22 protein-coding genes are annotated in these 23433 nt (G+C 45.3%); 9 read left to right on the top strand and 13 right to left on the bottom strand.

Annotated features, from left to right (window positions below):
- Window positions 1-12: 12 nt before the first annotated feature.
- The 4 genes from LDX50_RS21125 to LDX50_RS21110 all read right to left on the bottom strand — a co-directional run bounded on the left by LDX50_RS21125 (window position 13) and on the right by LDX50_RS21110 (window position 4888).
- On the bottom strand, window positions 13-1188 hold the full coding sequence (locus tag LDX50_RS21125; protein WP_225698196.1) for an NAD-dependent epimerase/dehydratase family protein: 1176 nt from the start codon (window positions 1186-1188) through the stop codon (window positions 13-15).
- Window positions 1189-1253: 65 nt separating this feature from the next.
- Window positions 1254-2033 (bottom strand): 3-keto-disaccharide hydrolase, encoded by a 780-nt coding sequence (locus LDX50_RS21120; protein WP_225698195.1) that lies wholly within the window; start codon window positions 2031-2033, stop codon window positions 1254-1256.
- Window positions 2034-2054: 21 nt separating this feature from the next.
- Entirely contained in the window at window positions 2055-3548 is a 1494-nt protein-coding gene (locus LDX50_RS21115) for a glycoside hydrolase family 30 protein (RefSeq protein ID WP_225698194.1), read from the bottom strand.
- A 50-nt stretch (window positions 3549-3598) separates the two neighbouring features.
- Window positions 3599-4888 (bottom strand): Gfo/Idh/MocA family protein, encoded by a 1290-nt coding sequence (locus LDX50_RS21110; RefSeq protein WP_225698193.1) that lies wholly within the window; start codon window positions 4886-4888, stop codon window positions 3599-3601.
- Between the two features lie 351 nt (window positions 4889-5239).
- On the opposite strand from LDX50_RS21110, the gene LDX50_RS21105 reads away from it, so the two are divergent.
- Window positions 5240-6100, top strand: a complete 861-nt coding sequence (locus LDX50_RS21105) for a phytanoyl-CoA dioxygenase family protein (RefSeq protein ID WP_225698192.1) — start codon at window positions 5240-5242, stop codon at window positions 6098-6100.
- A 16-nt stretch (window positions 6101-6116) separates the two neighbouring features.
- Here LDX50_RS21105 and LDX50_RS21100 read toward each other — a convergent pair whose 3' ends face one another.
- From LDX50_RS21100 to LDX50_RS21065, 8 genes are all read right to left on the bottom strand, one after another.
- Complete coding sequence (locus LDX50_RS21100) at window positions 6117-6884, bottom strand: gluzincin family metallopeptidase (protein ID WP_225698191.1); 768 nt, start codon at window positions 6882-6884, stop codon at window positions 6117-6119.
- Window positions 6885-6980: 96 nt separating this feature from the next.
- A complete protein-coding gene (gene solA / locus LDX50_RS21095) occupies window positions 6981-8195 on the bottom strand; it encodes an N-methyl-L-tryptophan oxidase (RefSeq protein WP_225698190.1) in 1215 nt (404 codons plus the stop codon).
- A gap of 11 nt (window positions 8196-8206) precedes the next feature.
- Complete coding sequence (locus tag LDX50_RS21090; protein WP_225698189.1) at window positions 8207-9133, bottom strand: ester cyclase; 927 nt, start codon at window positions 9131-9133, stop codon at window positions 8207-8209.
- Window positions 9134-9149: 16 nt separating this feature from the next.
- Complete coding sequence (locus LDX50_RS21085) at window positions 9150-9932, bottom strand: DUF6090 family protein (RefSeq protein ID WP_225698188.1); 783 nt, start codon at window positions 9930-9932, stop codon at window positions 9150-9152.
- 160 nt (window positions 9933-10092) lie between these two features.
- A complete protein-coding gene (locus tag LDX50_RS21080) occupies window positions 10093-12096 on the bottom strand; it encodes a glycoside hydrolase family 97 protein (protein WP_225698187.1) in 2004 nt (667 codons plus the stop codon).
- 91 nt (window positions 12097-12187) lie between these two features.
- The gene (locus LDX50_RS21075) at window positions 12188-12973 is read right to left on the bottom strand and encodes a hypothetical protein (protein ID WP_225698186.1); all 786 of its coding nucleotides are present in this window, start codon (window positions 12971-12973) and stop codon (window positions 12188-12190) included.
- Between the two features lie 32 nt (window positions 12974-13005).
- Window positions 13006-13974, bottom strand: a complete 969-nt coding sequence (locus LDX50_RS21070; protein WP_225698185.1) for a cytochrome c — start codon at window positions 13972-13974, stop codon at window positions 13006-13008.
- Between the two features lie 153 nt (window positions 13975-14127).
- Complete coding sequence (locus LDX50_RS21065; RefSeq protein WP_225698184.1) at window positions 14128-15201, bottom strand: serine hydrolase domain-containing protein; 1074 nt, start codon at window positions 15199-15201, stop codon at window positions 14128-14130.
- Between the two features lie 182 nt (window positions 15202-15383).
- Between LDX50_RS21065 and LDX50_RS21060 the strand changes: the two genes are divergently transcribed.
- The 8 genes from LDX50_RS21060 (at window position 15384) to LDX50_RS21025 (ending at window position 22885) form a co-directional block, all read left to right on the top strand.
- The gene (locus LDX50_RS21060) at window positions 15384-16346 is read left to right on the top strand and encodes a DUF6807 domain-containing protein (RefSeq protein WP_225698183.1); all 963 of its coding nucleotides are present in this window, start codon (window positions 15384-15386) and stop codon (window positions 16344-16346) included.
- A 110-nt stretch (window positions 16347-16456) separates the two neighbouring features.
- Window positions 16457-17041, top strand: coding sequence for a TetR/AcrR family transcriptional regulator (locus tag LDX50_RS21055; RefSeq protein WP_225698182.1), 585 nt, complete (start codon window positions 16457-16459; stop codon window positions 17039-17041).
- Window positions 17031-17771 (top strand): outer membrane lipoprotein-sorting protein, encoded by a 741-nt coding sequence (locus LDX50_RS21050; protein WP_225698181.1) that lies wholly within the window; start codon window positions 17031-17033, stop codon window positions 17769-17771. The genes LDX50_RS21055 and LDX50_RS21050 overlap by 11 nt, the downstream gene beginning before the upstream one ends.
- Window positions 17772-17775: 4 nt before the next feature.
- Window positions 17776-18999: an ABC transporter permease gene (locus LDX50_RS21045; RefSeq protein ID WP_225698180.1), complete on the top strand. Its 1224-nt coding sequence runs from the start codon at window positions 17776-17778 to the stop codon at window positions 18997-18999.
- Between the two features lie 12 nt (window positions 19000-19011).
- Window positions 19012-20232 (top strand): ABC transporter permease, encoded by a 1221-nt coding sequence (locus LDX50_RS21040; protein WP_225698179.1) that lies wholly within the window; start codon window positions 19012-19014, stop codon window positions 20230-20232.
- A gap of 11 nt (window positions 20233-20243) precedes the next feature.
- On the top strand, window positions 20244-20951 hold the full coding sequence (locus LDX50_RS21035; protein ID WP_225698178.1) for an ABC transporter ATP-binding protein: 708 nt from the start codon (window positions 20244-20246) through the stop codon (window positions 20949-20951).
- A gap of 25 nt (window positions 20952-20976) precedes the next feature.
- On the top strand, window positions 20977-22122 hold the full coding sequence (locus LDX50_RS21030) for a hypothetical protein (RefSeq protein WP_225698177.1): 1146 nt from the start codon (window positions 20977-20979) through the stop codon (window positions 22120-22122).
- Between the two features lie 139 nt (window positions 22123-22261).
- Window positions 22262-22885 (top strand): pseudouridine synthase, encoded by a 624-nt coding sequence (locus LDX50_RS21025; RefSeq protein WP_225698176.1) that lies wholly within the window; start codon window positions 22262-22264, stop codon window positions 22883-22885.
- Here the strand turns inward: LDX50_RS21025 and LDX50_RS21020 are convergent.
- Window positions 22851-23405, bottom strand: a complete 555-nt coding sequence (locus LDX50_RS21020) for a nuclear transport factor 2 family protein (RefSeq protein WP_225698175.1) — start codon at window positions 23403-23405, stop codon at window positions 22851-22853. The two genes, LDX50_RS21025 and LDX50_RS21020, sit on opposite strands and share 35 nt — an antisense overlap.
- Window positions 23406-23433 lie beyond the last annotated feature (28 nt).

Raw genomic sequence — 23433 nt, 5'->3', positions numbered from 1 at the left:
TCATTTCAATAATCAGGATTGCGCAACTTTTTTCCACCGCTCGAGCAGATCTTTTTCCCTGGCAAGTACAGAATCAGGATCCTGTTCAAATTTAATTCTATCCTCATCCGTAAGGGCGTCAGAATACCACCACTCATATGTATCTGCAACGGTATCCTGAAGCTTTCTGAAAGTAAGTCCGTTCGTCATTCCTTTAGCATTGTTGATCCTTGCGGAACCGTAATTATTACCAATTGGGATAATCCAGGGAACGATATCTGTTACACGGTTTGCCTTCAGAAAGTCATAATCTGAGATGTTTACAAAGGTTGATTCAGCATCAAAAACTCCGGCTGCCTTTTGTACAAAATCCTGTATTCCCTGGGGTGAGGCCGGGCCTGCCGCATTAAAGGTGCCTGTATTCTTCTCTTCTATAAGTCGTATCATCCATTCTGCCACATCCCGCACGTCGGCATATTGTACAGGATCCTCCGGCATTCCGGGAACGAGCACTTCACCACCACGCGCAAGGCGTACGGGCCAGTGAATAAACCGGTTGGATTTGTCGGCCGGACCGATCATATAGGTTGGGCGAACCACAATGGTTCTGTCGGCACCAAAATTTTCACGAACTGCTATTTCCGAATTCGTTTTCATGACGCCATACCAGTACTCGATTTTCATTTCTTCATCCTCAATTCCCTCCGGTTCTGCTGTCAGTAACTCTGTATCTTCTTTGATATCACTGCTGAGGTAGGGATAGTAAACACCGGTTGAGGAGGTGAACAGGTACAGGTCACACTTATCCTTCAGGAGCTTCGCACTTTCCACTGCCCAGTCCACATTATGTCCGGAATTATCAATGACGGCATCCCATTTGCCTGATTCGAGGGCTGAGAGGTCGCTTGCACGGTCACCTGCAAGCATGGTAACACGATCGAAGAGATCCTGGTGAATTGTTGGCATGGTCTTTCCACGGGTGAAAGTGGTAATGGAGTGGCCACGTTCCATGGCATAGGCGATCTGGTGCGGACCTAAAAAACTTGTTCCTCCCAGTATCAGAATATTTAGTTTTTTCAGGGAATCAACGGGTCGATCCTTTTCAGACGGAGATGCACATGAGAGCAGCTGAGAACCGGCCAGCGGCAATGCAACACCAATGGCAAGGCTCTTTTCCACGAAAGTTCTTCTGGAGATTTGATCTTTCATATGATTAGGGGTTTACATGCACAAGAAGAGAAAAAGATACTAAAACCAAAAATGCTTTTACATTTTCATTGATCTGCTTCCTGTAGGCGAAGCAGCTGTATATTTCTGAATTCCACCGGATGGCTCTCCGCCTGAAGGGCAATATATCCCTCCTTAAGCATACGTGGAATACCTTGCTCGAGCAGATGTGCAGAGAATGGGTCGGAATCATCGAGCTGGGGATGTGAATATTCAAGTACTGTTCTCCCGTTTATCCTGTGAATAATCTGATCATTCCCATGCACTTCAATTTCCAGTGAAACCCATTGGTCGTCATGAAAAGTCTCCGAGGTTGAATTAATGCAGTGTTCAGTGATAAGCTCTCCGTTCATTTCAATATGAGTGCCTGCAGTGCAAACATTACCGGTAGGCCGGGGATCTGTGCCGTTGCCTCCCAGCAGCTGGGCTTCAATGGCAACCAGTAATCGCTGGTCTTTTGGAATATCTTCAGGAGGCTGGGAATGAAATTTTACCCCGCTGTTTTTGTAGGCCCATTCAGGTGCTCCTGCCACCTGATCGCCGATAAACCGGTATTCCAGTCGGAGTTTAAAGTGAGACAATTTCTCGTCATAGAAGATATGACCGAATTTCTCATCGAATGTGACATATTCATCATAGGAAACAACGAGTTTACCATCAACAACCCGAAAGGTATTTTTATAGTTGTCGTTCAGTTCCTGACCTGAAATTTTGATTGTCCATCCCGTGAGGTCCTTTCCATTGAAAATTGTTTCCCAGGTTTGCCCTTGTGCGAGAACGGAACAAACAGAAAGCAAGTATACCCAGACAGTACAAATGAATTTCAAGGTCATTTATTAGTTAACACTTTATCCCACTACGTGTGTTTGTATGGCATGCGCGGGAATTGTAACGGTTACGGCTTCTGAATCAACATACAGTTTGTATTCGATATCCTGATCACTTTGATTCATTACCACCGTGATCAGGCTTCCATTTTCATTTAAAAACGAAGTGCTCAATATCGGACTTCTGCTGCTGGCGGTACTTACGCGACTGGCACCAGGACGAATGAATTTTGAAAAGTGACCGATATAATAATAGGATGGGGTGTAGATCAATTCCTGGGAGTCGGTATCACCATGAATAGGAGCGAAACAGAAATTACCCACATGGTTGGGGCCGCCGTTCTGATCCAGAAGGATATTCCAGTCGGTCCATCCCCTGGTACCCTGATTGAAGTCATTGATCATCGACCGTCCGTATCTTTCTGCATGAGCCCAGAACTGGTATCGTTCCTGAGTAAAACCTTCCTGGCATCCTTCGGTAAACATAAGATTTACATCCGGAAAGGCATCCTTTATTATCCCCAGGTTTTCAAACATCGGCGTGCCGCCGGTCCAGGTCTCATACCAGTGAAAGCCCACGCCCCAGGCGTATTTTGCTGCATCCGGATCCTCGAAGATTACATTGGCCCTGTGATTGATTAAATCCCTGTTGTGATCCCAAACGATAATGTTCTTGTCACCCAATCCTTCGCGCTCCATTGTTGGTCCGAGGTGATTTTTCAGAAAATCACGTTCCTCTTCGGCAGTGTATATGCATGATTCCCATCGCTGGGTAGCCATGGGTTCATTTTGTATAGTAATTCCCCATATCGGCATTCCTTCGGCCTCGTAGGCTTTAATGAATTTTGTATAATAAAGAGCCCATGCATCGGCATATTCCGGGAGAAGTTTTCCTCCTTGCAGCATGTTATTGTTGTCTTTCATGAATGCCGGGGGGCTCCACGGACTCGCATACAACATAAGTTCACCTCCGGCTGCTTCTATAGCACGTTTGATCATTGGGATCTTATAGGCTTTGTCGTGATCGATACTGAATGTGCTCAGTTCGGCGTCACCTTCCTCAATATAGGTATAGCTTTCACTGCTGAAATCACAGCTGTGAATTGGGGTTCTGCATAGAGAGTATCCGATGCCATCGTTAATGTCATAATATGCCTTCAGAAATTCAGCCTGCTTTTCCGGCGGCAGTTTGGCGAATACTTCTGCAGAGGCATCTGTTATCGCCCCTCCGATTCCGACAAGAGACTGGAATTTAACATGTGGATTTACGAATACAGATACTTCATTTTCCAGCGGTTGGGCGGCTGCTTCAAAAGACAATGTATTTGTATTTGCAAGCCGCAGTTCTGAGTTGCTGGCCGTGGTATATACAACAGATTTCCGACCGGTTATGACAAAATCGGTTTGCGAATTTTCTGATGGTGAAGACGAGTCTGTTTCCGTGCTGCTGCTGTTTTCTGTGCTGCAGGAGCAAAATAATCCGATTATGATCAGGGAGCGAAAGAGTGTATTCATAGCTTGTGTATTTACCTTTATATATTGGAACGGTTTCGTGTAAGGATACCTCAAAATTTACGATATGAACTTGTCAGGTATTGATTTGCTTCAGATTCATCGAACAGTTGGGTGCCGTTATTCCAATGGAGAGTTTTATTTGGAAATCGGTTTGCTACAACTCCTAGGAGTATGGCTTCTGTAAGCCTTGCCGCGTATGAAAATGGCGCACTGCAGGTATCATTTCCCAGGCAGGCGTCAACAAACTGGTGGTAATGATTTGCCGGTTCCAGATCAGGATAATCAACCGGCTCATATTTACCATCAACGATCAATTTTGGGAAATCCCAGTGTGGAAGCAGGAGGCGACCTTTTTCGCCGATAAACATAGAACCCTGTTCGGGTAAACTTTCCATGTTTGGCAACCGAAGTTCTTCATGGTCCGTTGGTGCTCCCGGCCCATCATACCAGACCCATTTCAAGGTATCGGTTGTAAACTCCGTTCCCGGGAATTCATAAGTGACGACGTTGTTTTCGGGGTAGCCAAATCCGTTGGGTTCCCGGCATTGGGTCGTGATGGTTGCCGGAACGTCCAGCGAAAGAGCCGTGTAGGGTGTATCAAAGATATGCACACCCATGTCACCCAGGGTTCCGCATCCAAAATCGAGGACCTTGCGCCAGTTGCCGGGATGATAGTATCCATCTTTATACTCACGTTGAGGGGCAGTTCCCAACCAAAGATTCCAGTCGAGGTTTGCCGGAACAGGGTCGCTGCCGGTGGGTATGGGGCCGTCGTACCCCCAGTTTTTCGGAGACCAGGCCCGAACCGTATGGACTTTCCCGATGATTCCGTTCTGGATGAGGTGAACTGCGGAGCGATATTCCTTGAAGGAATGGATCTGTATCCCCATTTGAGTTGTCAGGTTTTTGTCTGCTGCCATCTTCCGCACTGCCCGGGCCTCAAGTACATGATGGGTAAGAGGCTTCTGACAATATACAGGTTTATTCATTTCCATAGCCATTAAGGATGCCGGGGCATGTGTATGATCGGGAGTAGATATGATCACAGCATCGATCTTTTTGGCCATTTTATCAAAGAGAACCCGGTAATCACTGAATGTCTTTGCTTTTGGATGAAGAGATGAGGCGGCCGCGAGATTATTGCTGTCCACATCACACAAAGCAACCACTTTCACCATTTCATGGGAGGATATATCTCCAAGATCGGCCAGTCCCATTCCGCCCACGCCGATATGAGCGGTTCGTAAGGTGGATTTTTTTACAGTGGACCAGACATGGGAAGGCAGTAGGGTAATGGATGAAAACGCTGCGGCAGATTTTATAAAATGTCTTCTTTTCATGGGATGGTATGGTTAAGAGGTGATTCCTGGTTGAAATATGTAAATAGTACAGTGGAAATACAAGCCCGGTCTGTTCAATATATATTTTTGATTTTGAATCTCGCGTATCTAACGGGCTCAGGCGACATTTACGCCAAATAAATATCCGACAAGAGCTGCTAGTCCCATAGCGCAAGTTCCCCAGAAGGTATTTTTATGATTTTGCTCGCTACGCCGGCCTCTCATGTTCATAGACCTCTTTCGAAGATGGCAGGAAGATTTTTTAAGAAAGGATTATGGCATCGATTTGAATTGTCAATAAAATAATCAATGTATATTATGGTTGATAAACATCAAAAAGAATTTTCGGCCATGAAACGAATAGCCAATGACGACTCGGGTGCGCACCGCAGAAAAGGACTTCAGTATAAACTCACGAACAAAGAAATTGAGCAATATCATGAGCAGGGATACCTGGTCTTGAATGATGTCCTTACCGAGGAGGAGGTGGCTTTTCTCGAGCCGTGGTTCGATCATTTTGTCGAGGGAAAGGAAATGGATCGGATGGGAAGGGATTTTTGTGATATGTCCCAGCCGTATGGCACTCCTATGGAGGATTTTCAGCTGGTGAACGCGATGCTTCCTAGTACCTACAGGAAGGAGCTGGAAAATAATATCTTTCACCAGATCACCCAAAATATAGCTGATCAATTGTATTCCGGAGGAAAGGCAGCTATCGATTATGAGCAATTTCTGGCCAAAAAACCATCAAAAGAGGGGGCAGAATTTGCCATGCATCAGGATTTGGGCTATTGGCCAAAAACGAAGAATACATGGACGGCTACGTTTTCACTGGCCCTGACGGATTCAGACCTGGAGAATGGGTGCTTGCAGGTGCTGCCCGGCACCAACAAGGAGCCCGAACTGCGCAAACATGTTCCGAAGAAATACAGTGATGGTGACGGTAATGCGGGAATAAACAGGGAAGATTCGCATACCCTTGTAATTGAGACAAATCCGGACGATGAGGTGGTTTATTTGCCGGTCAAGCGGGGAAGCGTGACCATTCACGATGAACGCATTGTGCATGGATCAGGAGGTAACAGCTCGCCTCACTGGCGCAAAACATATGTAGTGGCCTACAGAGATACCAAAACTATTGATGAAGAAAGGGCTATGGGTTTCACCCATTCACATAACGATAAGGTGAATTGGGATGAAATCATTAAGTGACCTTTTAGATTCCCCGTTAATAGGTAATGTTGCTGTAATCTGTCTGATTGATGGTTTCGATCCATTCTGTCTCAAGCTCCTTCAGACTTTTACCCGTTCTGTCGGTAAGACTTTTCCTGTTGCCTTGCCAGATATCCTGTACAACCGGTCTGCCATACGTTTCATCGAGAAATTTCATAAAGCTTCCCGCTAACGGATAGGAGAGCAGGTCGTCTGTTTTTCCAAATTGACCGGTAAGTTTTTTCAGTGTTAAAAAACGGCCGGAATCCTTCAGGTAATGGGCCAGTGCATGCAGTTCATAGCCGAACCATCCTCCATCGGAATAGACGGCCATACCCTCGTTGATCCATCTGTCAGGAACACCCCACTCGTTCATGGCCATAACATGGAACAATTCATGAGATGAATATATGCTCCGAATTCCGCCTGAGCCTATGGCTGTGAATGCATTCAGTTTGTGAAAGGCCGTTCCATTGGTTTCATAACCCAGGAGGTCTTTCATTTGAGCACGGGAATTAACTATATAAACATGCACTTTGTGGTCATATTCCGGGCTCTTCATGAATTCTAAAATAGCAGTTTTCATTTCCGGTAAGCGCTGCCGGATTGTCCCGAGATTTTCCTCCGTCCAGCTCGCAGCAATAAAATAGATGGTAAAACCTTCGATACTGTCTTTGTTCCATTCAAACGGACTCCTTCTGAGTTCTTCTGACAACGGATCCTGGCATAAAATTTCTTGTGAAAAAGAGAGTGAGAGAATCAGGGAAATAATCAGGCTGCGCATGGCCAATAAAGTTAAATTATATAAACCATTCTGCCATCCTTTTAATCCTTTCGCGGCCCAACCCGGTGGAAGGCTATTCAGCGTTAAAATCAGGACTTATTTGAACCGGTTACCAGCGAGGAATGCTGCTGCCGGTGATGTTTTGCCCGACTCAGCCATCTCAGCCAGCAGTTCTCCAACGGCACTGGCAAACTTAAAGCCGTGGCCGCTAAAGCCCCCGGAAAAGATAACATTCCCGTCAAAGCCAGGTAGATGGTCAATGACGAAGTTTTCATCTGGTGAATAGGTGTAAAGACAAGTTTTCAGCTCCACTGTCCTGCTGTATGAACCGGGCAGGTATTTCTCCAGGAAATCAATCAGCACTTTTTCATCCGAAGAACCCGTATGCCTGTCAACCTGATCGGGATCAGATACTTTCATTCCGGGATAGTGCAGTGCTACCTTGAGTCCGGCCGGACCGCCGAATATTTCTTGCTCCAGCATAGGGAACCCGTAAAAGTCAAAGCCATTCTCCTCCATGTACCAGCATGGGAGTGAACCCAGCCGGAAGCTTTCAGGGTTTTTCGGTTCAACCCAGGCGAGTACCTGCCGGGTGACACGGAAAAGGTCTGACCATTCCGGCACAGTTTTGCCGGCCCATGCCCCTGTGGTGATGATTAGCTTTTTGGCGCTGTAGTTTCCTGCCGTGGTTTTTACATTCACCATTCCCTGTGCATATCTCCAGTCGGTCACTTTTTCATTGGTTCGTATTACCGCTCCTTTTGAAAGAGCCTGGCGGATATATAACAGAATACAACGTTCAGAAGTTAGGAATCCTGCGTCAGGTTCAAATAGCTTTTGATGACCGTCGGGAAGGTTAAATTGAGGAAACTGCTTTTTAGATTCCTCCGAAGTCAATTGATTTAACTGTATATCGTAATCCTGTGCTGATTGCCGGATGGTTTCGAAGAATGGATTTTCCCGGCTTCCGAAGTAGGCGAGACCGGTCTGGAAATAAACCTGTTCACCTGTTTCCTCCTCCAGTTCCTTCCAATTCTTATAGGCCTTTTGGAGCAGCGGTACATACCTGGTGTCCTCACCGTATGCTTTCCTGATTAGCCGGCTTTGTCCGGTATGTGAGCCGTACGAATGTGGAATATCAAATTGCTCCAGGCCTAATACCTTGAAACCCTGCTTTGCCAGATAATAGCAGGCAGAGGACCCCATGCTGCCCATGCCAATGACGATCACATCGAAATTCATTTGAGGGGCCGGATCCTTCAGCCTTAAATGAACATTTTCAAGTAGCTCGTTAAATGACTGCCCGGGCATGACGTATAATATTATATTCCTTCGCGGATTTGTCGGTTATATTCTTCAGCAGAGAACTGCCCCATTGACTTTAGAATGCGGTTATTTTCTCCCATTTGCCAGAATTCAAATCCACTTACCTTCACGGCATTTCCCGTTCCGCCTGGTCCTGTATTTGTGCCGGTCAAAGTCCAGTGAAATTCTGTGCCATCCGATTTGGTAACAAGGCTGTCGAAGCTGACGACCATGTCGGGCAGATCTGTCATAAATCCTCTTGCAACCTCGGTAATGGAGGATCTCCCAATAGCAGGTGAGCCTTCATTGACTTGTAGTGATCCATTTTCCTCAAAATACATGGCTACGAACCCCGGCCTTTTACAGGACCAAGCCTCAGCATATCCGCGGGCAAAGATTTCCATATTGAATCCTTTCTGATTTTCCGGCAGTTCATGGACCGTCCAGGCAATATTCAGCAATTTCCATGTGTCTCCATCTTTTACGAGCATCATATTGTTGATTTCACGTTTGCCGGGAATTCCGAAACGGTTAACAACGGCATCGGCCTGAACCAGGGCCAATCTGCCATCCGTAATGATCATATCATACTCGCTTACAATTTCGACATAGGGGGTTGGGTCACCATTTTCAATGCCGGAAATGAATTCCCCGAAAGTAATCTCCCTGTTTTGCCAGGAACCATCCTTTTGGGAAGTGATACTGATAAAGCCATTTTCACTTAGCAAGCTTTTAAGGTCCTCTACGTTGTAAGTGCCGGCAGCAAGCAAAATTCTTTCTACAGCCGACTTTACTTCACCTTCCGTAGGATCCGAAGAATTGAATGGAGTTTCTGCGGCAACTTCATCTGAATTATTGTTGACAGAAGGGGTTGAATCACAACTGATAAATACTATCAGCAGGATCATGCATATAGTCAAATCCTTAAATGATGATCTGTTCATTTTTTAGGGTGTTTGGTTATTTTCGATTTTTCAACTCAGTTTCCAGGCGCTGTACAAGGTACGACGTTTCCTCAATTACACCATTCAGATGATTGATACAGTCTTCGTTGATCCAGTAATGAACGGCAGCATTTCGAAGATACTTCTGCTTATTGTTTCTCAGGTCGTTTGATATTTCACTGATCGTCTGATTTCCGAAAAGCGGCTCTGTGAAGGGTTCATATTTCAATGCGTCATTCTCAGTATAGAATGGCGCATCCACGGGTAGAGCCCAGTTGGTGTTGACCTGAAAATTGGACTCCACGAATTTGTAGTTCGCATAGTGATTTACGATAAGATCCCGCAATTCAGTATCCTTGATAACAACCAGGTTGCCTGTGCTGGACAGATCCTCAAAGGTTGAGGTCGATGGATTAAAGAAAGGATAATGGCAACCGTACATGAGATAGTCTGTCACAGTCTTCCATAGTAAAGTATCACCGCTCTCGGCATCATTGAACGCTGCCGACATATCACGAATCGTTTGATTTCCTTTTTGCAGTTCTTCGATGCCCTGGTTGAATGTGAGCAAGTCCTGCTGGTTTTCCAGCATTAATCTTTCCAGGTACAACTTTTCCTGTTGGTCCTGCTTTCTTCCTTCATTCCAGTTATTGATCTGCAAGGCAATTAAAATGCCGATAACCACAAGCACTATTTCCCCAAGGGCATAGACGAGGTACCTGCCTGCCGGCGACGAGGCTTTACTGATTTCATTTGCGCCAAGCAATTTCTGGCGAATTTTCCTGAAGAATTTTAACAATATTTTATGATCCAGATTAGTTGCCGGCAATATTCAATGTTACCGGTATGTAATAAAATAAAGTTGGCAGTAATTTCCTATCGACATATGGAATTCGATTTTCTGAGGTATAGTAAATGCTTCCGTCCGTTAAATTCCTGGGAAGGGCTGCAATGTCATCTTACTTTTTGACGAACCGAATGGCCGTACCGCCGCCTGGCGCCAGTTTCAATTGTATCGTGTCCGAAGCTGTTACATCCCGGGTTGAGATGGCTACCTCCGAGGCATTTTTATTCCAGGTAATCCCATCGGGATCCGCATAGATCTGCGCCTCATAAATGGAATTCGGATCAAGAAACGATAAACTGATTTGCAATGAGCGACTCTTCTCATTCGTCAGGCTGCCCAAATACCAGTCATCACTGTAACGGTCCTTTCTAACTGTGGTGATATATTCCCCGATTTCTCCATTGAGAACTTTGGTGTCTTCCCAATCTACAGGAACATCCTGGAGGAATTTGAATGCCGGATTGCCGTCATAATTTTCCGGCAGATCTGCCAGCATCTGAATAGGCGAGTAGAGCACAACATAAAGCGCCAGTTGCTTGGCTGCTGTGGTATGTACATCACGCCCTTCATAGCCCTGCTTTATATCCACATCAAGGATTCCGGGGGTGAAATCCATCGGGCCTGCGAGGAACCGGGTAAAGGGAAGTGTTGCCGTATGGGACGGCGGATTACCTTCGCTCCAGGCATTGTATTCCTGTCCGCGCGCGCCTTCGCGGGACATCATATTGGGATAGGTTCGTCTTTCACCAGTATCCTTAATCGGTTCATGAAAGTTAACGGTCAGCTGATATTCCACAGCCTTATCAAGGACATACCGGTAATAATTGACTCCGAATTGCCCGTGGTGCCACTCTTTCATATTGAGGCGCGAACCTACCTGGCCGATCTTTACATCATGAATCCCTGCCTCCTGGTATAATTTCATGCCCGCATCTATCTGCTTGAGATAATTAATAATATTGGAACCGGTTTCATGGTAGCCAATAATACTCACACCATTTTCCCTGGCATAATCAGTTACTTTATGAAGGTCGAAATTGTCGGCTTCCTCGGTAAAGCTGAACATATGCATGGCATTCTCGTACCAGGCCGGCGTCCAGCCTTTATTCCATCCTTCGATAAGCAGGTGGTCGATCCCCAATTTTTTACAGTAATCAATGTATTCCATGGCATGCTGGGTGGTGGCACCCTGGATCGGACTTTCCCAGAAGGAATATTTACCTATATGCATGGCCCACCAGATACCGAGATACTTATGCGGCTTTATCCAGCTGGTATCTTCCAGTTCGTTTGGATCATTCAGGTTTAAAATGAGATAGGAGGTAATGAGCTCCCCGGGTGTTTCAGCAATTTGAATTGTACGCCAGGGGGTAGTGAAGCCACCATCGGTCTTTACCCTGTCACCATCAGCCCAGGGTACAAGATCTGCCTTTAATTCTGTGCCACCGACTCTTGCCAATGTCATACTTGCATAATTTTTCAGGTTGGCTTCGTGGAAGCTCAGGGAAAGCCCGCTATTACTTTTAATGGTGAGAGGAGTATGCACAGTATCCAGCGTACTTACGGATGATTTATTTGTCAGGTATTCATACCGGTTGTCCTGGTAGGCCCCAATCCACCATGCCTGACCGTCTTCACTCAGGTTGAAGCTTGTTAGCTCGTCCATGATGACGAGGCTGTCGTTGTCCTGCTTCAGATAGATATAACGAAAAGCGACACCATCATCATAAGCCCTGAACTGCAATTCAATGCTTCTCCCTGATTCGCCTGTTTCCTGTAGCGTGACCGACAACTGGTTAAAGTGGTTTCGTATTCTGCTTTTCTCACCCCAAACCTGATCCCACGTCTCATCAAATGTTGTTTCTTCACTTTTAATCATTTCTAAATTCCCATACAATGGCTCACTGTCCTTGAAGCGGAATCCAAGTGTTGAGTTGTTTAGTACCATTTGGTCACCATGTGAAACGCGATATACCGGTGTTCCGTCAATCAACTCAAAGGTTATGGTATTCACCATGTTAGGGGAAGATAATTGAAAACTTTCGGGACTATCGGCCGGAGCACAGGCAGTAATGAAGAATAATGTAAGAATGATTAAAAACAGACGGTTGATCATTTTATGTAATTAGATTGAATTACAAATTACAAATTTTTAATAATGAGCGTAATTAAGGCATCATGCTTTGCCGTCGGACTTGATTAATTCATCATTCAACCGGATGCATATCTAATTCCAGTCCTTCGAAATATTCAATACGATTTGGAATCGTACGTGTGATTGTATTTTTGAGGGATTCCGAGATACGCCCGGGTCGGTAGCGAAGGGCGAAGTAAAGAAGATAGGTTTCGGCAATATCCTCCCGCTGCGGGTTGTCCCGTGCATAGGTAGAAATGAAATTTCCGTCGGCCTTTTGTGCTGCTATCCAGCCGCTTGAGCTGGCATGTTCTGCGTCGAGGGACGTATGGGATGCCTCGTGAACAAAGGTTTCTTCCAGGATTCCATCGTTTTCATAGAGTGTGGACTGGCCGGTATGGATCAATAGATTATTATTTCCACCGCCAAAAGGCTCTGTCCCCCGATGTATCCAGACGGTTTCGACATCCTTGCGAAGCGCGGTGGGCAATCGACCGATGACTTCGGCATACTTAAGTGATAAAACTTCACCGGCATCCTTTCCAAACTCGGGGTTCACCTGGATCTCAATTTCAAGTCCGTCATCAAAGACAGCATCAAAAAGAAAAGGGGTACTGTTTATCCAGTTATTTACCCGCCTGTCATACATCACCCGCTCTGCCTGACCGGAGTAGGAAAGACTAACAAAAGTGGTAGGGTCGTCTTCGGTGATAATGTCGGGATCCAGGAAGATCGTTCCGCCAAAAGGGGGCACTGCAGGTGCCGGAGGGGGTTGAATATTCTCGCCTTCACCATCGGAACCGCAGCGGATAAGCGAGATCAGCAGAAAGATAATAGTGATTTTGTGGATTAGTTTCACGGGTAGAGAATTAGGCCAGGTATATAGATATGCTACTCCTCAGTTTTGATGAATGCCGTGCTTACGATATTGTTTTCAACCGGGTCAAGAGAATTCAGGTAGACATAGATAGCCCCAAGGTCTTCATCCGTCATTCGGCTGAACCATTCCCATGACATAGGCGAGGTTGCAAAAACCCGGCCGGCTCTGAAGCGTGTGATCCAATCTTCCATGGTTTTGAACTGTGCGAGCTTGCTTTGCGGATGAGGAGTTAAATTGGGGGTCTCGAACATCAGGTTCGGATCGAGGCCGTTGGCAATATTGTATTCAGCGTCTGTTTCCATGAGCAGGCCTCCTGAGAATTCGGGGGCAATCGCCTGGAATGTCATATCATCCCTCTTTGTATGGCAGGCAACACAGTTCGCCACAAAATTGGCCAGATATTTTCCTCTTTCCACTGTCGCTTCCATTGGCGGGGCTTTCTTCATAGGGCTTGGCTCATATACTGGTTCAAAAGTGGAAGAAAAGCTTCGAAGTACCTTTCCCATCATTGACCAATTTGGTGGAGGAATTTCTTTTTTTACAGGTTCGAGGGAACGGAGGTATGAAACGACTGCAATCATATCATCGTCGGCCATATTCCAGAATGGCATCATTAGGGCAATGGAAGCACGGCCATTCGGCTTCACTGCATGGCGCATCATGCGAAAGATCTCTTTATCTTCATAACGACCAATTCCGGTTTCGGAATCCGGGGTAAGGTTTGCTGTCGTAACCTCCCCCATAGGGCCCATATTGAACGTTTCTCCCCCGGAAAGATTTTCAGTATGACAAGTTGAACAATGTGCCGGACCGTTCACATAATATTCACCCAGTGCAATTACGGCTGAATCCGTGGAAGATGTTAATGAGGGGTAGGGGATGTCATACACTTTGTCCCAGGTAAATTGAACATAGGTGAATGAAACAAGAAGTGCAATTACGATGACTGCGACCAGTCCGAGTAGTATTCGTTTGAGCATTGGTAATAGGGTTATAGGTTTTGCCAACGCCTCTGCCAAAATCAAGGTAGCGAATAAATTGGAATATACCCTCTTTTCACAAGAGACTTTATTTCAATAAGTTATGAGATATATATAACCGCGAAGGATAAAACTCCAGGTAAATAAGTCACGTCATGGATTAGTCAACTCCATGATCAGTGCTTCTTTGAGATTTGCTTTGTCACCGAATGAATCCGGGTTGAAACGGTTGTTGTTGCTCAGAATAATGATGGTTTTATTACTGCTTAGAATCCGTACCAGCGCAGAATTGGATCCAAGGATTCCACCTCTTCTTTCCATGATGTACGGTGCAGGTGAAACGTACGGATACTTGTAGGTCCATACGCTATACCCTGAATAATTATATTCGGGATAGGATTTGAACATCATTTCTTTGCTTGCTTCAGTCAGGAGTGAATTTCCGTACATTGCCTGGTCGAGTTTTAGCAGATCTTGAGCGGTTGAATACATGCAACCGGCGGCATAAAAGTTTTCAATATGGAAAAGGGGATCTTCTATACGGTTATTGTCCGGATCAATTGAAAAGGAGTACGCAAAATCTTCGGGATATTGATCTTTACCAAGGAAACCCGTGTCATTCATTCCCGTTTTATCCAAAATACGGACCTTCACTGATTGTTGCCAATTTCTGCCATCGATTGATTCGATGATCATTCCGAGCAGCACATAATCGATGTTGGCGTAATTGAACTGCTCAAACCGACTTGATTTGTTTTGCAGGGTAGCATCAACAAATTCTTCCGGAGACGTTTTGGATTGATAAATCAGGTCCGACTCATTTGGTAATCCGGAAATGTGCAAGAGCAGGTGATGAATGGTAATCTTGCTGGATTTTGGTATATCGATCCCGGGCAACAGCTCAGCAAGATTATCAGTCAAGCTAAGTTTGCTTTCCTCGACAAGCTGCATTATGATGATAGCCGTAAACATTTTAGTGATAGAGGCAATGCCGAAACGCGTGGAGTTCCCGACAGGCGTTTGTTTGCTGGCGTCGGTATATCCGAATGATTTCTGATAAATCACTGAACCTCCGTCGGCCAAAAGGACTGTGCCTTCAAAGTAATTTTCCGAAGCGGCTGACGTCACAATACTATCGATCGTTGACAATCGCTGTCCTTTGGTTTTTATTGAAATAAGTGAAATGGCAAATGCAAGGAGTAAGCAGAATGAGTAGGTAATTTTCATGGTGGAATAAACTGAAGGTTAACACTGCTGGAGATATTAACAAGTTAAAGCCTTAAAAGGATTTTGTAAACAGCATTTTTGTACGTTTATGCAAGATAGGAAAGGTGCAAAACTGCCTGATCCACCTTGCATTCCTCAACTTATTCTGCCATCTTCCTCTCCACACCAACGTACAATATTTGATGAAGAAAGTTGTCTTGCTTGTCGCTGTGCTGATGTCCTGTACAGTCAGGGAATCTATTGAGCTGGACGAAAACGATAATTTGCTCACTTTGCAGGTAGGTGGAAGTCCGGTTCTTACCTATCATAAGACCATTCAGTTTCCCCCTGATACAATGCCGGATTATTATCAGCGAAGCGGGTTCATACATCCACTGTATACTCCGAATGGGAAAGTTGTTACCGATGGATTTCCTGCCGGACATCCACACCAGCACGGATTATTTTTTGCGCTGGTTAATACCACCTTCCGCGGCATGCATACCGATTTCTGGAATCAGCAAAATGGTACGGGTACGGTACGACATGTTGAATTATCGGAGAGATATGATGCGCCCGCATCATCCGGATTTATTTCAGAACTTGAGCACCTGGCAATTCACAACGGTGATACGACTCGCGCGCTTGGAGAATTTTGGGAAATCAGGGTTCTGCCTTCTACCGATGCTTACAGGGTGGATTTTATCAGCCGGCTCTTTGCATTTGATACGGTTCACGTCAATGAATATTTGTATGGCGGACTTGGTTTCAGGGGAAGTGCGGAATGGAATGACCTTGAATTTGAACAGCCGGGTGATGTCAATTATATCGGGACAAAAGGAAAGGGAGGGTTTCTTACCTCAACGGGTAAAACGAGGATGGACGGCAACCATAGTCATGAGCGTTGGGTGAGCTTTCACGGACAGATTGACGGAGATTCCGCCGGTGTACTGATTATGGCGCATCCTGAAAATTTCCGGTTTCCGCAGGCCGTCCGACTGCATCCTGTAATGCCTTACTTTTCCATATCACCCATGGTCGATGGCCCGTTCGACCTGGTACCTGGTGATACACTTGTCTCCCGGTACAGAATCATTACCTATGATGGCAATCCGACAGTTGAATGGATGGAGCAGGAATGGCAAGATTGGACAGGGGTAAAGTAGACGAATACGCCCATACAGATGATTAAAATCAGAAATAATTCTTTGTGATTGCCCATATCATTTATTAATATTGACCGACCGGTCAGTCAATTAATAATGAACCAAAAATTATGACCTCCAGAAGGCATTCAAGGAACGAAGAGATACGTGAGGCAAGCATTGGTAAAATACTCGATGCTGCATTAGAGTTGTTTTCTTCCCATGGCTATGAATATACCTCGATGAGTCAGGTTGCCAGGCAAGCGGGGATATCCAAGGGGCTTATTTACAATTATTTCGAAAGCAAGGAACAAATGCTGTATGCGATGATTGAAAACCTTCAGAAAGGTGAGGAGAAGTATCTTGAGCTATTTAAGGAGGATGATGCCCGGTCAGTTCTTGAAAACATGTTTACACTTTTCTTTCAGGAAATTCAGGAGAATACACGTGTCTGGCGCATGATCACTGCTCTTTCCCTTCAGCTGGATAAGTTTGACTTCATCCATGACATGGCCCAGCAGAAATTCAACGCCTGGAATGAATTGATCGGAAGGCAGTTACTCAAGATCGGGTATCCAAATGCAGAAAAGGAAACAAAGCTCCTGACAGCGCTCTTTGACGGGATTGGGTTGCACTATCTCATTATTCGGGAGGATTACCCCCTGGAAGAGATGAAGGATTTTCTCATTCAAAAATATTGCCGCTATGAAAACTAGAATTGTCACATTGCTCTTACTGCTGCCGCTAATTTCATATTCGCAGGACGCTACGGAGATCATTAAACGTGTGGATGCTAAAATGAGAGGAAACTCTTCTTCATCTACCATGACAATGAAGATCATACGGCCCGACTGGACACGTGAAATAACCATGGAAGGATGGTCATTGGGAACCACGTATTCTCTGATACTTATCAAATCTCCGGCGCGTGATGCCGGAACCGCATTTCTCAAGCGGGAGAAGGAGATCTGGAACTGGCAGCCTACTATCGACCGTGTGGTGAAGCTGCCGCCTTCAATGATGAGTCAGTCCTGGATGGGCTCTGATTTTACAAATGATGATTTGGTAAAGGAGTCATCGGTGGTTTATGACTACAATCACTTCATTCGCGGCGATACAACCATCAACGGGTACGACAGCTGGAAAATCGAAATGATTCCAAAGGAGGATGCAGCAGTTGTCTGGGGACGCATTATGATATACGTGGCTAAACAGGATGATATTGAGCTGCTGATCAGGTATTATGATGAGGATAATTACCTGATCAATACAATGGTCCTTTCAGAAATAAGGGAAATGGATGGCAGGGTTATCCCTACCCGCATGGATATGATTCCTGCAGAGAATCCGGATCAGCGGACCGTGATCATTTACCAGGAAATGGAATTTAATATCGACCTTTCAGAGAGTTATTTTTCTATTCAGAATATGAAACGAATGCGTTAATCTTATGTTGTTCAAACTGGCATGGCGGAATATTTGGCGTAACAAAAAGCGAACGGTGATCACAATCGTGAGTATTGCCTTTGCGGTGGTTCTTTCCAGTATCATGCGCTCCATGCAGCTGGGTTCCTATGAACGCATGATCGATAACAGTGTCAAGTTTTACACAGGATATATCCAAATTCATAAAAACGGCTATTGGGACGAACAAACGCTGAACAATGCATTCATGCCTTCCGATACTTTAATCGATGGACTGGCCGGGATTCCGGATGTTGAAGCAGTCGTACCACGGCTGGAATCCTTTGCGCTGGCATCCTTCGGCACACAAACCAAGGGAACACTCGTAATCGGCATGGATCCCGAAAAGGAAGCGTTTCTTACCAACATCGACTCCCGAATCGTAGAGGGCAGTCCTGTGAATATTGATGATCAGTCCGTTCTGATCGGCAAGGGCCTTGCAGATTACCTTAAAATGTCGGTGGGTGATACGATCGTGCTTATTGGCCAGGGGTATCACGGTGTTAATGCTGCCGGGAAATATTTGGTCTCGGGATTAGTCGAATTTGGTCTGCCCCAGCTGACAAACCAGGTTGTTTTCATGCCGATGCCGGCGGCACAGTACTTTTATGGTGCCGATGGTTTGCTCACAGCCATCTCGATTGTCACCACTCACCCAAGACACGTTCCGAATATTATGAAGGGTGGAGGCGAATTGATCGATGAGGGAAAACTTGAGATCATGGATTGGCGGACAATGATGCCTGAGCTTATCCAGGGAATTGAGATCGACAATGTCTCCGGTCAGATCATGCTCATGATGCTATACATCGTAATCGGATTCGGAATGTTTGGAACATTTCTGATGATGACCATGGAACGGTTATATGAATTTGGTGTGCTGTTGGCCGTAGGAATGCGTCGCTTCCGAATTCAATTAGTTGTATTCCTGGAGATTGTTCTTCTGTCGCTGATTTCGGTATTGGTGGGCTTTGCCTTGAGCATGCCGGTTATCAGCTACCTGTACTTTCACCCGATTCAGCTTCCGGGAGAATATAAGGAAGCATTTGAAAAGTTTGGCATTGAGGCGATTTATGTCTTTAGTATTCAGCCGGTAGTATTTACAAGCCAGGCATGGGTCGTGTTTTTTATGGCACTGATTTTAAGCGCTTACCCGATGTACAGAATCTGGAAATTACAACCGGTGGAAGCGATGCACGAGGGACGTTGATGAATTTATAAGATGAAAATGTTATTAACAATAGCGTGGAGAAATGTCTGGCGAAGCAGGGGCCGCAGCCTTGTGGTAATCGGCTCCATTGTGGTAGGAATATGGGCATTAATTGCCATGCTCGGATTTATGAACGGGTTTACGATCTCATATGTGAATGGAGCAATCCGCTATGAGATATCCCATATTCAAATCCACCATCCGAAATTTCAGGATGATTATGACATCCATTATTTCATTCCGGATGGATTTGAAGTGGCTGAAAAAATTTCAGACAAGCCCGGCATTAAGGCTGTTTCCCCCAGGAGTGTTGTGGATGGAATGATCTCTTCTCCCCGAAAAGCGAGCGGTGTGCGAATCATGGGTATTATTCCGGACGCTGAAAAACGTGTTACGCGCCATGACTCACTTATTGTGGAAGGAGATTATTTTACCGGTGACTTGCGAAATCCTGTTGTATTGGGAAAAGAACTTGCCGAGGAATTGAAAGTGGGTCTTGGAGACAAGGTGGTGCTTACCTTTCAGGACATGGACCGGAATCTTGTGGCAGGAGCATTCCGGGTAGAAGGGCTGCTGGAAACAACTTCACCAGCTATCAACAAAGCACGGTCATATGTTCAGATAGAGGATCTGAACCGAATTCTCGGAACATCCGATGATATTCACGAGATTGCCCTGCTTGCCGATAACCCCGACCAGGTACCCGCATTGCGGAGTGAGCTTGAATCGATGTTGCCAGAGATGGATGCTGAGTCCTGGCAAACAATCGCGCCGGAGCTTGAATTGTTTCTGTCGATGACCGACAGCATGTTATGGGTTCTTATTGGCATCATCATGATTGCACTGGTTTTTGGAATCATCAACACCATGCTGATGGCAGTCCTGGAACGTTTTCGTGAACTGGGAATGCTTATGGCGATTGGGATGAACAGAATGCGGATTTTCCTGATGATTGTTATTGAAACCCTGTTTCTTTCCCTTGTCGGAGGTCCACTCGGAGTTCTTGCCGGATTGCTTACCATTCATTGGTTGGGGATACATGGCATAGATCTGAGCGCGTATTCAGAAGGCCTCAAGGAATTTGGCTACAGCAATATTCTGTATCCGTTTGTTGAGAATAAAACGTATGTGATCGCTGCTGTGGGTGTGGTAATTACGGCAATATTAGGGGCTTTGTATCCTGCGTTTAAGGCCATACGGCTAAATCCAACTGAAGCTTTACATACCGTATAAAAATTACGTTTATGGAACCAACAACAGCAAAAAAGATAGTAATCCGAACACAGGACATTTCAAAAACCTACCATGAATCTAAAATTCCTGTTCAGGCACTGAAGGATGTTGACCTGGAGGTTGCTGAAGGAGAATTTACGGCAATTGTAGGTCCATCAGGTTCCGGGAAGACAACTTTTCTGAATATTCTCGGCGGCCTTGATAACCCGACAACAGGGACGATCGAAATTGACGGGACGGATATTTCGAAGTTGAAGGAATCGGAACTGATTGATTTCAGGCTGCATAACATCGGGTTTGTATTTCAGCAGTATAACCTCATTCCTGTATTGACCGCAAAGGAGAATGTGGAATTCATAATGCTCCTTCAGAAAAGACCGGGCCATGAAATGAAGGAACGAGCCATGAAGCTACTGGCGGAGGTGGGACTGGAGGACAAGGCCAATGTCAGACCTTCTGAACTTTCCGGAGGCCAGCAGCAGCGTGTGGCCGTAATTCGGGCGCTGGCGTCCAGACCGAAATTTATCCTTGCCGACGAACCCACGGCCAATCTTGATTCCGTTTCAGCAGCCAATCTACTGGATATGATGGCTCGTATGAACAGGGAAGAGGGTATCACTTTTATTTTTTCAACGCATGATCAGCGCGTCATCGATAAGGCACGCAGGGTAGTAACGCTTGAAGACGGAGTTGTCAAATCTGATGAGGTACGTTCTTAGCACCATATTCCTTTTAATTTTTCTAATGGGTAGTCTCCAGGCACAGGAAGAAAAGCCTAAAAAGTTCTTTGTTAACGGGTACCTGAAGGAAATGATTTCCGTGAATCATATTGGCGATAGTTCACTGGTGGATAATCTCATCCATAACCGTCTTAATTTCAAGTGGTTTCCAAAAGACAATTTGCGGTTTTACGGTTCACTCAGGACAAGGCTGTTCATTGGGGAAACGACGAAATATTATGAAAACTTCAGTGATTTTATAGAATATGACACTTATTTCTTCGACCTCACCTGGACGGTTTTAGATGAAGACGCTGTTCTGTTGCACACCATGATCGACAGGCTTTATATGGAATGGATTAGGAAGGACTTTACGCTGAAAGTAGGGCGGCAGCGTATCAACTGGGGCATCAATACGGTCTGGAATCCCAATGATATATTCAATGCCTATTCCTATTTTGATTTTGATTATGAGGAGCGCCCGGGCACCGATGCAGTTCGTTTGGAATACTTTACAGGAACCAATTCCAGCATTGACGTGGCTGTGAGCCTTCCGGCTGAATCCAGAAGTATCACAGGGGAAGAAAACAATACAATGTCTGCTGCCATCATGTATAAAACCAATAAGTGGGATTACGACTTTCAGTTCCTGGGTGGTTATAGCCGGGAGAAATGGGTACTGGGTGCCGGCTGGGCAGGAAATCTGGGAAGCGCCAGTTTGAAAGGGGAGATGACCTACTTCTATCCCCGAAATATCAGGCCCGAGGATCCAAAGGCCCTGGTAGCCACTGTTTCCATTGACCATTCCATTGGTAATTTCTTCTACAATGTTTCATATCTTATTAATTCTGCGGGACCTGTTGAGCTGGGCCCGGAAGGGTTGATCCGGCTAAGCAGCCGGGCGCTTACCGCTAAGAACCTGTCACCCTACCGGCATTCGGCATTTGTTCAGGGTAGTTACCAGATCCATCCATTGGTTAATGCCGGCATGGGGATAATGCTGTTTCCACCCAACAAGGCCATGTTCCTGTCTCCCTTCGTGACCTGGAATATGCTTCAGAATTTTGACCTTGACTTTATTGTCCAGGGATTTTATGGGGAAGATTTTATTTCAGGTGAATTTAAGTCACTCTCTACGTCTTATTTTCTGAGAGGGAAATGGAGCTTTTGATTAGTCAATAGTCAGCCCTCCTGCCGGCAGGCAGGTAGTCAGTAGTCATTGCTGTGAGATATCTTCGTTAATTTATTCAGGTATAGTTAATTTAATCATAATCAGTTTATTCCAGGTGGCGCCTTATAAAATCGATTTCATGAATAAACACCATCACTATATCCTTCATAAACCATATGGGTATCTCTCGCAGTTTGTAAATAATCAGACCAAAAGGAAAAATAAAAAGTTGCTTGGCGAGCTGTATGAATTTGTTCCCGGTACCATGGCGATCGGGCGTTTGGACCAGGACTCAGAAGGATTGTTACTCCTCACAACAGATGGCAAAGTGAGTGCGCAGGTTTTGAGCAGGCAGGTCGAAAAAGAGTATTATGTTCAGGTGGATGGAATTATTTCTGAAGATGCAATCCAACAGTTAAAAACAGGGGTTGAGATAAGTATCTATGGAAAGAAATATGAAACCTTGCCATGCGCGGTATTTCGGCTGAATGAGGTTCCGGATCTTCCTACAAGAAAACGACAGATAAGGGATGAACGGCACGGACCGACAAGCTGGATTTCCATTACCCTTACAGAGGGAAAATTCAGGCAAATTCGCAAAATGACAGCCGCTGTAGGTTTCCCTACATTACGGCTTATCCGAATACGGATTGGAAATATAAATCTGGACAATCTCGCCCCGGGCGAGACAATGGAGTTGGATGGATTAATGGATTTTTTCGATACTATTAATCCTGACTCACAGACTGATGATCAAAACTAAAAACACGCCGAAGTTTCCAGTCTTTTGGTTCAATAATCCAAAGGTGAATGAATTTGGCTGTGGTCCTCAGTTTTGTTGGTGTGTCATTTTCCCGGTCATAGAATTCCTGGTCGCCACTTTGTATTGCGCCATATAGTATCTCACCCTCATACAATGGGAAAACCTCCATTGAACTGTTAACTAATTTTCTATAGGTCCTTTCGCACACCCAGCTGAAATCTTCAACCATGACCTCCGAAGCCAGTTCATCAGCTGAATCCAGCAGAACACCTCCTTTATCGTGATAAAATTCAAAATCAGAACTTATCAGGGTTCGCGCCAGTGCACTGTCGCAATGGTTATAGGCAACATCGAAATACAGGCTATCCAGTGATTTAATCTGTTTGTAAAGATCATCCTGCATATTTGAAATTCCGGGGCGTTCAACCGGTAAATCCATGCCTTCAGAAGATGTGGGTTCTGAATTCTGACATCCGGTGAGGATGAGATTGATGAGTATAATCCAAATGAATGGCTTCATTTTGATAGATATTTAATACTTTATTCAT

It is taken from the genome of Fulvivirga sedimenti (genome assembly GCF_020328055.1).
The sequence above is the reverse complement of the archived record's forward strand: the minus strand, read 5'-3'. Positions and strand labels throughout refer to the sequence as shown.

Coding starts and splice junctions, on each gene's coding strand:
- LDX50_RS21125 (WP_225698196.1), bottom strand. CDS start 1,188: ATGAAAGATCAAATCTCCAGAAGAACTTTCGTGGAAAAGAGCCTTGCC.
- LDX50_RS21115 (WP_225698194.1), bottom strand. CDS start 3,548: ATGAATACACTCTTTCGCTCCCTGATCATAATCGGATTATTTTGCTCC.
- LDX50_RS21110 (WP_225698193.1), bottom strand. CDS start 4,888: ATGAAAAGAAGACATTTTATAAAATCTGCCGCAGCGTTTTCATCCATT.
- LDX50_RS21105 (WP_225698192.1), top strand. CDS start 5,240: ATGAAACGAATAGCCAATGACGACTCGGGTGCGCACCGCAGAAAAGGA.
- LDX50_RS21100 (WP_225698191.1), bottom strand. CDS start 6,884: ATGCGCAGCCTGATTATTTCCCTGATTCTCTCACTCTCTTTTTCACAA.
- solA (WP_225698190.1), bottom strand. CDS start 8,195: ATGCCCGGGCAGTCATTTAACGAGCTACTTGAAAATGTTCATTTAAGG.
- LDX50_RS21090 (WP_225698189.1), bottom strand. CDS start 9,133: ATGAACAGATCATCATTTAAGGATTTGACTATATGCATGATCCTGCTG.
- LDX50_RS21080 (WP_225698187.1), bottom strand. CDS start 12,096: ATGATCAACCGTCTGTTTTTAATCATTCTTACATTATTCTTCATTACT.
- LDX50_RS21070 (WP_225698185.1), bottom strand. CDS start 13,974: ATGCTCAAACGAATACTACTCGGACTGGTCGCAGTCATCGTAATTGCA.
- LDX50_RS21065 (WP_225698184.1), bottom strand. CDS start 15,201: ATGAAAATTACCTACTCATTCTGCTTACTCCTTGCATTTGCCATTTCA.
- LDX50_RS21060 (WP_225698183.1), top strand. CDS start 15,384: ATGAAGAAAGTTGTCTTGCTTGTCGCTGTGCTGATGTCCTGTACAGTC.
- LDX50_RS21055 (WP_225698182.1), top strand. CDS start 16,457: ATGACCTCCAGAAGGCATTCAAGGAACGAAGAGATACGTGAGGCAAGC.
- LDX50_RS21050 (WP_225698181.1), top strand. CDS start 17,031: ATGAAAACTAGAATTGTCACATTGCTCTTACTGCTGCCGCTAATTTCA.
- LDX50_RS21045 (WP_225698180.1), top strand. CDS start 17,776: ATGTTGTTCAAACTGGCATGGCGGAATATTTGGCGTAACAAAAAGCGA.
- LDX50_RS21040 (WP_225698179.1), top strand. CDS start 19,012: ATGAAAATGTTATTAACAATAGCGTGGAGAAATGTCTGGCGAAGCAGG.
- LDX50_RS21035 (WP_225698178.1), top strand. CDS start 20,244: ATGGAACCAACAACAGCAAAAAAGATAGTAATCCGAACACAGGACATT.
- LDX50_RS21030 (WP_225698177.1), top strand. CDS start 20,977: ATGGGTAGTCTCCAGGCACAGGAAGAAAAGCCTAAAAAGTTCTTTGTT.
- LDX50_RS21025 (WP_225698176.1), top strand. CDS start 22,262: ATGAATAAACACCATCACTATATCCTTCATAAACCATATGGGTATCTC.
- LDX50_RS21020 (WP_225698175.1), bottom strand. CDS start 23,405: ATGAAGCCATTCATTTGGATTATACTCATCAATCTCATCCTCACCGGA.